The sequence below is a fragment of the Oxalobacter vibrioformis genome (assembly GCF_027118995.1).
GTDB classification, from domain to species: domain Bacteria; phylum Pseudomonadota; class Gammaproteobacteria; order Burkholderiales; family Burkholderiaceae_D; genus Oxalobacter; species Oxalobacter vibrioformis.
In genome coordinates this window covers 1,994,895-2,007,791 of the sequence record NZ_CP098242.1, presented here as the reverse complement: position 1 = coordinate 2,007,791, position 12,897 = coordinate 1,994,895, and the positions used below count along the sequence as shown (strand labels likewise).

General features: G+C 53.5%; 12 protein-coding genes. 4 read left to right on the top strand and 8 right to left on the bottom strand.

Translation table 11 applies throughout. The annotated features are described in order from the left end of the window. The first annotated feature begins 31 nt into the window (after positions 1 to 31). The gene (locus NB640_RS09890; RefSeq protein ID WP_269308542.1) at positions 32 to 937 is read left to right on the top strand and encodes a tetratricopeptide repeat protein; all 906 of its coding nucleotides are present in this window, start codon (positions 32 to 34) and stop codon (positions 935 to 937) included. A gap of 137 nt (positions 938 to 1,074) precedes the next feature. On the opposite strand, the gene NB640_RS09885 is transcribed toward NB640_RS09890, so the two are convergent. From NB640_RS09885 to NB640_RS09870, 4 genes are all read right to left on the bottom strand, one after another. Continuing rightward, the gene (locus NB640_RS09885; protein WP_332880212.1) at positions 1,075 to 1,776 is read right to left on the bottom strand and encodes a UPF0149 family protein; all 702 of its coding nucleotides are present in this window, start codon (positions 1,774 to 1,776) and stop codon (positions 1,075 to 1,077) included. 63 nt (positions 1,777 to 1,839) lie between these two features. Next, positions 1,840 to 3,030 (bottom strand): heme biosynthesis HemY N-terminal domain-containing protein, encoded by a 1,191-nt coding sequence (locus NB640_RS09880; protein WP_269308541.1) that lies wholly within the window; start codon positions 3,028 to 3,030, stop codon positions 1,840 to 1,842. Positions 3,031 to 3,041: 11 nt separating this feature from the next. Continuing rightward, positions 3,042 to 4,169, bottom strand: coding sequence for a uroporphyrinogen-III C-methyltransferase (locus tag NB640_RS09875; protein ID WP_269308540.1), 1,128 nt, complete (start codon positions 4,167 to 4,169; stop codon positions 3,042 to 3,044). A gap of 332 nt (positions 4,170 to 4,501) precedes the next feature. After that, positions 4,502 to 4,633, bottom strand: a complete 132-nt coding sequence (locus NB640_RS09870; protein WP_269308539.1) for a hypothetical protein — start codon at positions 4,631 to 4,633, stop codon at positions 4,502 to 4,504. A gap of 68 nt (positions 4,634 to 4,701) precedes the next feature. Between NB640_RS09870 and ppc the strand changes: the two genes are divergently transcribed. Both ppc and NB640_RS09860 read left to right on the top strand, forming a co-directional pair. Then, positions 4,702 to 7,578: a phosphoenolpyruvate carboxylase gene (ppc, locus tag NB640_RS09865; RefSeq protein WP_408637924.1), complete on the top strand. Its 2,877-nt coding sequence runs from the start codon at positions 4,702 to 4,704 to the stop codon at positions 7,576 to 7,578. A gap of 15 nt (positions 7,579 to 7,593) precedes the next feature. After that, on the top strand, positions 7,594 to 8,418 hold the full coding sequence (locus tag NB640_RS09860; RefSeq protein WP_269308538.1) for an enoyl-CoA hydratase-related protein: 825 nt from the start codon (positions 7,594 to 7,596) through the stop codon (positions 8,416 to 8,418). Here NB640_RS09860 and NB640_RS09855 read toward each other — a convergent pair. Then, positions 8,405 to 10,027, bottom strand: coding sequence for a sensor domain-containing diguanylate cyclase (locus tag NB640_RS09855; RefSeq protein WP_269308537.1), 1,623 nt, complete (start codon positions 10,025 to 10,027; stop codon positions 8,405 to 8,407). The two genes, NB640_RS09860 and NB640_RS09855, sit on opposite strands and share 14 nt — an antisense overlap. A 346-nt stretch (positions 10,028 to 10,373) precedes the next feature. Between NB640_RS09855 and NB640_RS09850 the strand changes: the two genes are divergently transcribed. After that, the gene (locus NB640_RS09850) at positions 10,374 to 10,706 is read left to right on the top strand and encodes a helix-turn-helix domain-containing protein (protein ID WP_269308536.1); all 333 of its coding nucleotides are present in this window, start codon (positions 10,374 to 10,376) and stop codon (positions 10,704 to 10,706) included. 12 nt (positions 10,707 to 10,718) lie between these two features. Here NB640_RS09850 and NB640_RS09845 read toward each other — a convergent pair whose 3' ends face one another. From NB640_RS09845 to flgL, 3 genes are all read right to left on the bottom strand, one after another. Next, positions 10,719 to 10,925 (bottom strand): hypothetical protein, encoded by a 207-nt coding sequence (locus NB640_RS09845; RefSeq protein ID WP_408637923.1) that lies wholly within the window; start codon positions 10,923 to 10,925, stop codon positions 10,719 to 10,721. Between the two features lie 245 nt (positions 10,926 to 11,170). Then, positions 11,171 to 11,398 carry a hypothetical protein gene (locus NB640_RS09840; protein WP_269308535.1) on the bottom strand — a complete coding sequence of 76 codons (228 nt, stop codon included), beginning with the start codon at positions 11,396 to 11,398 and terminating at the stop codon, positions 11,171 to 11,173. A 181-nt stretch (positions 11,399 to 11,579) separates the two neighbouring features. Further along, on the bottom strand, positions 11,580 to 12,887 hold the full coding sequence (gene flgL / locus NB640_RS09835) for a flagellar hook-associated protein FlgL (RefSeq protein WP_269308534.1): 1,308 nt from the start codon (positions 12,885 to 12,887) through the stop codon (positions 11,580 to 11,582). Positions 12,888 to 12,897: the final 10 nt, after the last annotated feature.

Sequence of the window (12,897 nt, the reverse complement as noted above, 5' to 3'; positions counted from 1 at the left end):
TCATATGTCGATATATATAAGAGCAGACCCCATGAAAACGCTTTTTCGATCCCTTTACCTGATGGTGGCCCTTTCCCTGGGAAGCCCGGCAATGGCCGACAACTTTACCGATGGCGTGGAATTTTTCCGCAACAAGCAGTACCAGCGCGCGCTTTATGAATTCCAGCAGGGAACCAAAGCCGACGATCCCCGCTGCCAGTATGCGGTGGGCCTCATGTACGCCATCGGCAACCATATTGACCAGGATGATGCAAAAGCCTTCAGTTGGATTAAAAAGGCCGCCGACCAGAATCTTCCGCATGCGCAAAACTATTTGGGCTATATGTATGCAGAAGGCCGCGGCACTCCAAAAGATGAAGCCAAAGCCGCAGAGATGTACAAAAAGGCGGCCGACCAGCAATTCCCGGATGCCCAGTACAATCTCGCCACCCTGTATACCTCCGGCAAAGGGGTGAAAAAAGACCCAAAAGAAGCCATCCGCCTGTTGCGCCGGGCGTCATCCAGAGGACTGCCCGATGCCCAGTATGCGCTGGGCATCATGTACGCCACCGGCTTTGGCGTCAAGCAAAACGAGGAACAGGCCGTGTACTGGTACCATATGGCGGCCAAAAAAGGCTATGCCAAGGCGCAAAACAAGCTGGGCGTGCTGCTTATGCAGGGACGGGGCGCGCAAAAGGATGAGATCAAGGCGGCCAACTGGTTCAAACACGCCGCCCGGCAAGGCTATGCCCCGGCAGAGTACAATCTGGCGCGCCTGTATGAAACCGGCAAGGGTGTGGTGGAAAACCAGGCAGCCGCCGCCGAACTCTACCAAAGTGCCGCCAGCCACGGCAGCACCGAAGCCAGGGAACGCCTGAAAAAAATGCCGATTGCCGAAAACGATTCCATCTTCCAGCAAAAAGGGGCACAGCAGAAAAATACCGGCAACCGGCGCTAAGCCGGATATACAGTTAAATATATGGTGCACTATCTCCTTCCCGCCTGACACAAAATAAGCGGATACCACCCCGCCCCACCGCCAGCGCGGACACCTTGTAATACTATGCCAGAAGAAGACAGGCTGCCAGCACCAGCCTAATGCAGCGTTGGCTGTCCCGAACAGCACTGCTTGAACTTTTTGCCACTGCCGCACGGGCATAGTTCGTTTCGTCCGGTCTTTGCCTTTTTGTTTCGCAGGGGCATCCGGGTGCCAGCGCGGCGGTGCGGCTCAAAATAGCGATAGATATGCGGCACGCTGCCAATCATCCATTCAAGCACTTCTTCCCGTTTTTCCGGCGGGATCTCCGGCGAACGCATCTCCGGTTCCGGATCATGTTCATGCGCCAGCATCATGAACGGCAGCACCAGCCCCCCTTTTTCTTCGCTTGAGATCAGCTCATGCCATCCTGCCGGGCGTAGCATGACACCGTGCAAAAAGCCCGCTGCCCAGTCGTTTCCACTAACAAATCCCGTTTCGTCCTCAAAAAGCAAGGGCTCATAAATCGATTTTTCGTCCAGTGTTCGGGCCAGGTCTTTCACAACCGCATTCCAGTGCCGCATGATAAGCCCCAGTATGTCCGAGGCCTCTTCCATGCTGTCAAAGGCATGGGACTCTCCCAGGATTTGCGGAAGGTATTCACTGGGAAGGACAAGATCCGGGCTGCAGACCAATGCAACAAAAAATCCGTCAAGCATTTCAAGATTCATGGCTGATGGATCGATCTCTGTCAGAAATATCGACAGCCGGTTGAATTCTTCCTCGCTCAACGGATGCGTAACAGACAGGTTACTCATCATAGTTCTCCATGGTTTCGCAGGATTATCAGCATAACAGACACCATCGGCACCAGCAGCAGGTACTCACGCCGCCAGCGCAGACGCCTTGTAATGCTTCGCCGCCTCTTCCGCGTGTCCCAGCGTCTCATGCAGTTGCGCCAGCAACAGGTGGGCTTCGCGGGCAATAGCCCTGTCTTCCTGGTTATAGATCACGCGGTCCAGATTGTTTTGCGCCTTGCCCCAGAGCTTTTCCTTAAAGCACAGCGCGCCCAGCGTGAGTATCAGCTCCGGGTCTGATGGATGCGCCTGCATCCAGGTCTCACAATTTTCAATCTGTTTTAACAGCGCTTCCGTCCCGGTCTCTGCCGCTGCTTCGCGGTAGGCATGAATCAGCCTGTCATCAAAGTCCGATTGGATTGCCGTTGCCAGCAAGTCGCGCGCTTCATCGCCCAGCCCGGCAGCGGTAAAGGCTTTCGCCGCCCTCACAGCAATATAGGGACGCACCCGGTCAGCTTCAGGCACCTTCTGCCACAAACGCCTGACACGCTCGGCATCATGTGAGCCGGAAACAAAAAGATCGGCATACGCCAGTTCCCGCAAACGATCTGCCAGCACCGGCTTGATCGCATGATGCTTGTCCAGCGACTGCACGAGCTTTAACACCTCATCCCAGTTCTTCGCCTGCTGTTGGGCCTTCAACGCCCAGCGCTGCGCCTGCACATGCCGGGTTCCGCTGGCGTTCAGTTCATTTAACACCTCAAGCGCCCCACGGGTCTGGTGATCCCTCACCAAAAACTCCAGGCTTGTCATGAGGCGGGCCGTGCGGAAAGACTCATCCTTTTCCAGACTGGCCAAAAAAGCGTCACGTCGGGCCGTCTGCGAAAGAGAATGCGCCGCCCGCGCACCGATTAACGCGGCATTGCCCGCATTTTCCGGCAGCTCCTGCGCTATGACCGCTGATTTTTCCGCCTGCACAAAACGGCCCTCAAAAAGCGCCTTGATGGCTTCCCGCAACGCCCGGTTGCCTTCATTCTCCCGTTTTTTCCTGCGGTACTCCGTTACCTGCGCCGGCAGCCGCCGCGCAGTATCTACCGCCCGTATGATGAGATACATCACGAAGAGAAAGAGGAAAAGAATCAGCAGGAAAAAATTCAGTGAAAAATCGATCCGGTATGGCGGAAAAAAGATCACTACATTACTGACGTTATAGCGCACCAGGACAGCCAGCCCCACCGCTGAGGCAAAGAGTCCGAAAAACCAGAGAAAGATGCGCATGAGAAGCTTCCCTATGGTTTGGTACGGTAATTCTGCACCGCTGTCAGGCTGTCTGACAGGCTGGGCAGCTCGATAGCAACATTATTTTCCATGATCTGGGCAAGCGTGGTCTTGACGGCCTGCACCTGGGAAGAAGACGGATCAAAGTAGGTATCCACCACCTTGATGGCCGCTTTCATGTCACTGGAAAAGGACACATGGTCACGTGCCATCATGGCCACCCGGGCACCGAGAAGGCGCAGCGTCAGGTTTTCCCGCAGGAAGTACGCCTGTGTCGGCGAAAGGATCAGGGCTTCAGGTGACTCTACATTGCGCACATGCACGAGTGTTTTCACCTCACCCCAGAATTCCCCGGTCCATCGGTTCCACATTTTTGACAGGGGCGAAAACCACGATTCTTTTGGTGCTTCCCGATCCACCTTGGCGGCGGGCGCCTCCTTTTCAAGAGCCGCCATTTCCTTTCCTGCATCCGGCACAGGTCTGATCTGTGCATCAGACAACAGCGGCAAAGTCTTGATCTGGGCAATCACCACATCCAGCTTGACAGCCATGCCGGTCACATCCACATACGGCACCGCCCGCAAACGCTCAATATCTTTCGCAAGCGAACGCCGGATGCCGATAAACTGCGGCCGGTCTTCCCGCGCCAGGAGCCTGTCGGCATTTTCCAGTGCAATCAGCGTGCCATGCACATTACTGGACAACTGCAACTGCTGGTTAGCCATCAGGAGGATCTGCTCGATATCTGTCAGTACGCGGTCATCCCGGTTCTTGGCCAGCTCCCGGTACATCTGCTCCAGTGAGGTATGCTGGCTTTGCGACTCCATCTGGCGGTTTTCCAGTGCCGCCACCTTGGCCTGCAGGTTCAGTACCGTATCCTGCATGGATTTGGCAATCCCCTTCACTTCCGTGCTGACCGTATCTCCCGTTTGCAGCCGTCTTGCCATTTCCTCGCGCAGACGGATCGTATCCTGGCGTTCCAGCCAGAAATGCGCCAGCAGCCCCGCAACCACGATGCAAAGCACAACCGCCAACACGATCAGCCAGCGGCGCTGCTGCCTGATCGGGTCCGGCATACTGTCAGAGGGTCGAACCGGTGGCACGGTGGCAGCCGGTTCATCGGGAGAAGGCGTACGCATTCTTGAGCCTCAAAGAGGGAATTAACCAGTTTGTCTATTACGGCATTGTAGCGCAGCCCGTTAATTTGCACATGCGGGGGCGCTTCACGCAGATCAAGAGAAGAACAAATAAGCCAGGCCGTTATACCGGAAAAAGCCAGGTATGCGTCAGGATGCGCATCAGGCCACTCTCTCCACGCAACCAGCATTTTCACCTTCCATGTTGCAAATATGACACGCTTGCCCGAAAAGCCGGGTTGCACTGCTCCTTACCCGGCGGATAACGCGGAGGTGGCAAAAAAATAAAAAAGGGGGTACTCTGGCATTTGTCAGACACAATGGCATAAAAGCTGTTATCCGGCCAGCGGGGAATCATGGACTGCTTCACTGTCATCCTGCGAGGGACGAGGCGGCATACCCAAACGAAAAACCAGCCGCCCGGCTTTTCGCAAGCCCTGAAAATAGGCAACGCGGGCTATCGGCATATCGAACAATTTCCTGCCGGGCCTGCCGCCAACGAAAAATCAGTAAACCCCGAAAGAACAAACACATCATGGCAAAACAGCATCAGGAAAACAGCCATTCCCCCTACTATCTGGACAGTTCCAATGAAGCCATGCGGGCCGACATCCGGATGCTCGGCTACATGCTTGGCGACGTAATCCGCGACAGGGAAGGTGAGGAAGTTTTCAGCCTCATTGAAAATATTCGCCAGACAGCCGTTCGCCTGAGAAAAAATCCGGAGCTGTACGCTTCTGACACACTGAACAACCTGCTCAAAGACTTAAGCCGCAATCAAGCTATTTCGGTTGTGCGCGCCTTTTCCTACTTTTCTCACCTGGCCAATATCGTCGTCGACAAATTTGAAAACCGGCGTTACCGCGAAGCCTGTATTGCCGGCGAGGCAGCCCCCCAGGGCAGCCTCGCCTGTGCCTTGAACCGCCTTGATGAAGCAGGCGTCAGCGGCACCGATATCAAGAAACTCCTGCAGGACGCCCTTATTTCCCCCGTACTCACCGCCCACCCGACCGAAGTACAGCGGAAAAGTACACTGGAAAATGAGCGCGAAATCGCGCGGCTTTTAGCCCAGCGCGATGGCGATGTCACCCCCCGGGAACACCGCCGTATCACCGATATTCTCCACGGACGCATAGCCGCCCTGTGGCAGACCCGTATGCTGCGCTATACCCGGCTGGCAGTCGAAGACGAAATCAATAACGCCCTGTCCTACTACCTCATCACCTTTTTGGAAGAGCTGCCGGCGCTTTACCTTTCTATTGCCGAGGAAATCAGTGACCGTTACCCCGATTCAGCAGACGGCATCCCTGCGCCGGACGGTACCTGCCGCTATCTCCAGATGGGCAGTTGGATCGGGGGCGACCGTGACGGCAACCCCAATGTCAATGCCCATACCATGCGCCTGGCCCTGGAGCGCCAGTCCCATCTCATCATGGATTTTTATCTTGAGGAAATCCACAGCCTGGGTGCCGAGCTTGCGCTTTCCTCCATGCTCAACCCCGTATCAGCAAAACTGCAGGCACTGGCTGACGCCTCGCAGGACAGCTCGCACCACCGTGACGACGAACCATACCGCCGGGCCCTGATCACTATCTACAACCGGGTGGCAGCCACCGCACGCGACATGGGCATACGCAATTTTATGCGCAACGAAGTCGCCAAAGACCAGCCCTATACCACCCCCGAAGCACTCAGCGCCGATCTCCAGGTATTGATCGACTCCTTAAATACCCACGCGGGAAGCCGGGTTTCCTGCTTGCGTATCGCCTCTTTCAAAACAGCCGTTGATGTGTTTGGTTTTCACCTGGCCACACTCGATATGCGCCAGAACGCCGATGTCCATGAGCGCACCCTGGCCGAACTTTTTGCTGTGGCACAGGTTGAGCCGGATTACGCCGCGCTTCCGGAAGAGAAAAAGATCGAACTGCTTTTATCCGAACTCAGCCAGCCCCGCCTGCTTTTCTCGCCTTTTGTGACCTATTCCGAAGGCACCACGTCCGAGCTTGAAATATTCCGTACCGCACGGGCCATCCGCGAAAAATACGGCCACCGCGCCATTCGCAATTACATCATTTCCCATACCGAGACCGTCTCCGACATCCTGGAAGTCTATCTCCTGCAAAAAGAATCGGGCCTCTTGTGCATGACATGGGAAAAACAAACCGAAAGCACTTGCCAATGGCTCGACACCAGGCTGGAACTTATGGTGGTACCGCTTTTTGAAACCATCCAGGATTTGCAGTGCGCCGCCAATATCATGGGCGATGCCATGAATATCCCGCTGGTGCGCCACTTTATCGAAAGACAGGGCAACCTGCAGGAAGTCATGCTGGGCTATTCCGACTCCAACAAGGATGGCGGTTACCTCACCTCCAACTGGGAGCTGTACCGTGCCGAACAAAGTCTGGTGGAGCTTTTTAACAGCAACGGTGTAAAACTCCGCTTTTTCCACGGACGGGGCGGTACGGTCGGACGTGGAGGCGGCCCCACCTATGAGGCGATCCTTGCACAGCCGCACGGCACCGTCAATGGCCAGATTCGCTTAACCGAGCAGGGCGAGATGATCGCTTCCAAGTACTCCCATGCCGAAATCGGCTCACGAAACCTTGAACTGATCGTTGCTGCCACGCTGGAAGCCAGCCTCATGCCCGAAGAAAAAGCCAGTGTGCATGGCCGGACCAAGCGCCGCTTTGAATCCACCATGCTGGAGCTTTCCCGGATTGCCTACAAAACCTACCGCAACCTGGTGTACGAAACCCCGGACTTCCCGGACTATTTTTTCCAGTCCACCCCGATTGCCGAAATCTCCCGCCTCAATATCGGCTCCCGTCCGGCATCGCGCAGTGCCAGCCGCAAAATTGAAGATTTGCGCGCCATCCCCTGGAGCTTTTCCTGGGGACAGTGCCGCCTGCTGTTGCCGGGCTGGTATGGTTTTGGCACCGCTGTCATGACATGGCTTGATGACCCGGAAAGCACCATCTCACGTGAAGACAAAGCCAGTACCCTGCAGGCAATGTATCGCGAATGGCCTTTCTTCAATTCACTTTTGTCCAACATGGACATGGTGCTTTCCAAGGTCGACATGAATATTGCAAAGCGATATGCCCATCTGGTCACCGATGAAAAACTGCGCCATACTGTCTTTACCATGATCAGTGAAGAACACGCCCGCACGGTATCGGCCTTTGAGATCGTCACCGGCGAAAGGGAAAGGCTGGTCAACAACCCGCATCTGGCTCGCGCCTTGAGGGACAGGCTCGCTTACATCGATCCGCTCAATTACCTGCAGATCGAACTGTTGCGACGCCACCGCGATCCGGATACGGCACCGGAAAATACAGATTCACGCGCCCATCGGGGCATACATCTATCGATCAATGGTATTGCCGCAGGCATGCGCAATACCGGCTAAACCAGAAAAACAGATATGACTGAAGAAACCATCCAGGCAAAGGAAAATGAAACCCCGGTACGTCCGGAAGCCATCTATGTTGAACGCGATGAACACGTTGCGACCATCGTCATCAACCAGCCGCAAAAGCACAATGCCATCACCCTTGCCATGTGGCAGGAAATCCCGGACATTATCAATGCGCTGTCAACTGACGACAGCCTGCGCTGTGTTGTCTTGCGCGGTGCCGGGGAAGAAGCGTTCTGCTCCGGATGTGATATCGGCGAATTTGTCGATGTCCGTTCCAACCGCGAACAGGGCATTATCTATGGCGAGGCAATGAAAAAAGCCGTTTTTGCCCTGTATAACTGCCGGCACCCGCTTGTCGCCCAGGTACACGGCCTGTGCCTGGGAGCCGGTATCGAGCTCCTTTCCACCTGTGACATCCGGATCTGTGGCGAATCCAGCATTTTTGGTGTCCCGGCAAAAAACCTCGGGCTCGTCTTATCCTACGCCGAACTCGAACCGCTTTACCACCTTGTCGGCTCCAATATCCTGATGGAAATGCTGCTTGAAGGCCGCGTCTTCGGTGCAGAAGAAGCACGGGAAAAAAAACTGGTGACCCGGGCTGTGCCGGATGAAATGGTCGCAGAAGAAACGACCACAGCAGTACAGCGCATCATCCAGGGCGCACCGCTTACGGCGCGCTGGCACAAGAAATTTGTCCGTCGCCTGGCCCGTTCAGAGCCAGTTACGTCCGATGAAAATGCCGAAAGCTTTTATTGCTATGACACCGAGGATTACCGCATCGGCTGCGCGGCTTTTCTTTTACGTGACCACCCGATATTCAAGGGAAAATAGGCTCTGCCCGGGTAACACTGGAATAAAACGCAAAATGGGCGCGATCCGCATCCTTGACATGATAAAGCGCCTTGTCCGCATGCTGCAGCAGCTCCATCAGCGTCCTGCCATCATCCGGATATATGGCAATCCCGATACTGGCTGACAGGTTGATTGCCGCTTCCTGCACCACCATCACCTGCTGGACTGCATCCAGAATATGGGTTGCCACACTGCCGACGTTTTCAACCGTGCGGATATGGTCCAGCAATATCAGGAACTCATCACCGCCATAACGGATAATCACATCCGACTTACGCACAGATGCCTGCAACCTCAGCCCGATCTCTTTTAACACCTCATCGCCAACCGCGTGTCCGTAGGTATCATTGACCTCCTTGAAAAAATCGAGATCAATAAAAAGCAGTGCAAACCGCGTATGCGTCTCACCCGCGTGGGATATCGCCTTTTCCAGCATGCTTTCAGTCACCACACGGCTGTATACCCCTGTCAGCACATCATGCGTGGCAATGTGCTCAAGCACCTCCTGCCGCTTCCTGTTAAATGCGGCCACCCGCCGGCTTCTGATCTGGTAAACCACGCCCGTCACAATCAGGATGCCAAGCCATCCGCCAATCAGCAGGAGAAAAAAGACAAGCGTTCCATTTGCCATGATTGCCGCAGGAAAAGCCGCTTCTTCGGCAATCATCAACTTGAGCCTGTTTTGCAGCAGTTCAACTGATTCCACATAATAAGGAAATTCAGATTCACCAAGAGAAACAAACTGCTCACCCAACTCCTTGCGCCAGGGAGAAATAGGCAGTGTCACAAAATCTTTCCGTTTATAGCGTGCCAGCCGTTCCGCCTCAGGAAGCGAAAGCACCGTTGCATCCGGCATCGCCATCATCACAAATGCCGGATTTTTCGCCTCGACAATCACGCCAAATTCATCAATCAGAAACCCGTTGGCACGCCGTACAAGATTAGCCAGATCCTTCAATGCCACCTTCCCCGCAACCACACCAATCACCCGGTTTGTCTCATAAACAGGAGAAGAAAAATAGATGCCCTGGCTACCCGTCTGACTACCGACACTATATTGAACGCCTGCCTTACCCTCCATTGCCATTTTGAAATAGCGGCGCAAAGACAAGTCGTTACCCACATAACTTTCCAGGGTCTGTGCATTGCTTGAGAGGATGGTTCGCCCTTCCCTGCCGATAATCCAGATTACATTTATAATCCGGATTTCTTTGGCCGACATGGAAAGTGAACGATTGATCTTGGAAAAAGCCGGATCGTGTTCATATGTTTTTCGGTAATCCGCCGTTGAAAGCCTGTTGCCGAGTAGCGTGGCATTGGCCTTTTTCAGGGCATTCCCGATTTCGACGTCACGGCTGAGAATGGCAGGTACCGCATGCAGTACGCCAAGCATTTTATCAAACCCTGACTGAAACTCACTAATGGATTCATGCGTTTTCTTTTTTACCTGCTCAAAAGCTTCATCCGCCTGCCAGTCCACATAGGAATTTATTAGCAATTTCGCAACAAAAAACCAGGCTAAAAGCAATATCACCAGAATAACAATATATGGTTTTGCTGAAAGCGAATCCTGAGTGGGTTTTATCATTGTCCAGAAACAAAAAGTGCGTTCTGCTGCGAAAAACAGCGTGCCATATTCAGGCAATTCGGAAGACGTCACTCCAGAGTGATGCCACTCAGGGGAATGTCACATCAACCATTTCCCGCAGCAGACTCGCACAAGACCAGCGATAAACAGATTGGCAGCCCCGGACATCACTCACAGCGCCTCATGATGTTTTATATCAAAGCCTTATTGGCATACCAAAGATATTATTTTTTATGGAAATAGATGCAATATGTTAATTATAGGCGTCACATGATATTACATAACTTTTTCCATTAATACAACATGACCAGCACAGAGTTCAGAGTAATAAACCATTGATGGCTAAATGAAGACAGACATAGCGCAACGGATAGGAAAAAAGATCGCCCATGCGAGAAGAACAGCAGGCAAAACACAGGCACAAATCGCCGAACGTATTGGAATTGACACCGTATCCCTTTCAAGAATAGAACGTGGCGTAGTCACCCCCAGCATCCCGACCCTTGAAAAAATCGCTGACGAACTCAACGTCAGCATGGCCATCTTCTTTGATGGCGCTTCGGCAAACGCGGCCTCATTGGCTGACAGTATCATTTCACAGCTGGAACCCCTGCACAGGGATGACCGGCTTTTTCTGCTGGAACAAATCAGAATCTGGGCAGAAAAACTTTCCGGCTAGGCCAGGCTTCCCTTATCGCGCGTCCTTTCCTTCATTTGTCTTCGTTATCATGTATCCAGAGGAATGATTTTTCCTGAGCGCTGAGACCTGTCGCTGCTTTTTCGGCTTCGCCTTCTTTTCTCTCGCCACGCCCTTGTAAGCAGAATAGCTCGATCGCTCATCTCCCATCAGGCGGCGCAATTCCTGAATACTCAATTCACTGACTTCATGTATGCGCACCAGCAATCCTGCACTCACGGGAACCAGCTAGGCATGCTGGGCGATATCCTGGCAGGATCCGAACCTGGACAGCAGGCCAGTCCGGCATGGCGCTTGAGGGATTTGACGGCTACTATGACCACTACACGGTCAATAACGGGCTGGAAACTATCGAGATGTATGTCCAGAGCAACAGCCATATCATGTAAGCAATGCCAACAAAAAAGACGGGATACTTTCCCGTCTTTTGGCATGGAAAAAAACACCTACTTCAGTTCCTCTGATGCCGCCTCGTAAAAGGCCATGGTGCCTTCAAATGCCGAAATATACTCATCGGCGACACGTTCATTCAACATCATGGAAAACTCGGATTCCCGTGCAATTCTCAGCCGTTTTTTCAGTTTATCCTTCTGCGGATGCGTCTCGATAAGGGAGAGAAGCGTTGCCCGCATGGCCCGGATGGTACCTGCCATTTCATCAATATTTACCGGCATGACAAGCCTTTCAGTTAACTTCCTCAGGGAAATATCAATATAACATACCTTTCCCCCGGATATTGGCTGTCCTGGCGCCCGGTTCGTTCCATAAAAAAAGGCGTGAGGGACACATGTCGCTCACGCCGCAAAGACTGTTACAGTTAAAAACTGTCAGCCCACCTCACACTACTTCAAACCATTACATCAGATTAAAAAGCGACATCCCGTTCGTCATCATGAAAGTCTGCTGCGCCGCCTGAAGCGTCAACTGCTGCTGGTACAGATCGGAAATCGCCTTGTAATAATCCAGATCCTCCAGATCAGAGATCGATTCGGTATATTGCAGATCCTTGTCGGTACCGGAAAGCGTCAGTGCATCCAGCTCTTTCAACCGTGTGCCCGCGAAACCCTGCGCTGTCACCACCTGATCGAGTGCCGAAGCCATATTGCCGAGAAGCGCTTCCAGGCCCAGCGCCAGATTGGTGCTGCCGCCGTTGGACTGCAGATTTGTGCCTTCCAGCAAGCCAAGCGCTGTATTGATATAGTCAAACACATCGGTTCTGACAGGTTCGCCAGGCGTGATTCCTACCGTATCGCCATTGGATACCTCACCGCTGACTGAAAAACGCACCCCGTCAAATTCCACTTCCATCTTGTTTTTCTGGTCGCTGGTGTAAGGGGCACTCTTGGTCAGATCAACTGGGCCAACCGGAAGCGTAATAACGGTTCCATCAGGATTGAGAAGCGGATTCCCGTTTGCATCCATATCGATCTGGGCGCCGTTTTTCCAGAGTGTATACGATGCAGCAGGAGAGTCTCCGCTGAACCGGATCTCATAGTTATGCGCCGGGATACTCAGCAACGCCTCATCCTTGATGTCCACATCAATTGTCAGGTCATTGCGGCTTGGCGTAACAGTAGAGCCTGTCATGCCCTTGATTCCCATGAAAATGTCTTTTCCCGAATTGGTTGTGGCCATAAAACGGGCAGCATCCACCTGGACCTTCATTTGCCCGCCGTCACCCTTATAGGTGATCTGTCCGAGCACTGACATGTCAAATGGCTCGGTACCTGCCTTGTGTCCACTGAAAAGATAACTACCGTAAGCATCGCGGGTATTGGCATAGCCCACCATCTCGTCACGGATGGCACGGACTTCATCGGCCACCACACGAAGCTGTTCCTCGGCATAGCCGCCATTACCGGCCGACACCAGGAGTGTCTGTATCCGCTGAATACCATCGGTAAAGCTGTTAAGGGTGCTTTCCTGCAGTTTCAGCGCATCCTCGGCGATGCCGCGATTGCTGGCAAACTGCGTATTCATCGATTTACCCTGCTTCAGATCCAGCGCACGCGCTGCCGCCACCGGGTCATCCGCCGGGGTCAGAAGGCGGGTATTGGCTGAAAGATGCTGCTGGGTTTTATCCAGTTGCGCCTGCAGATTGGACAGGCGCTTCATGCTTTGCCCGTACTGCATGTTTTGACTGATTCGTGCTAAAAAAGCCATGATCGTTACT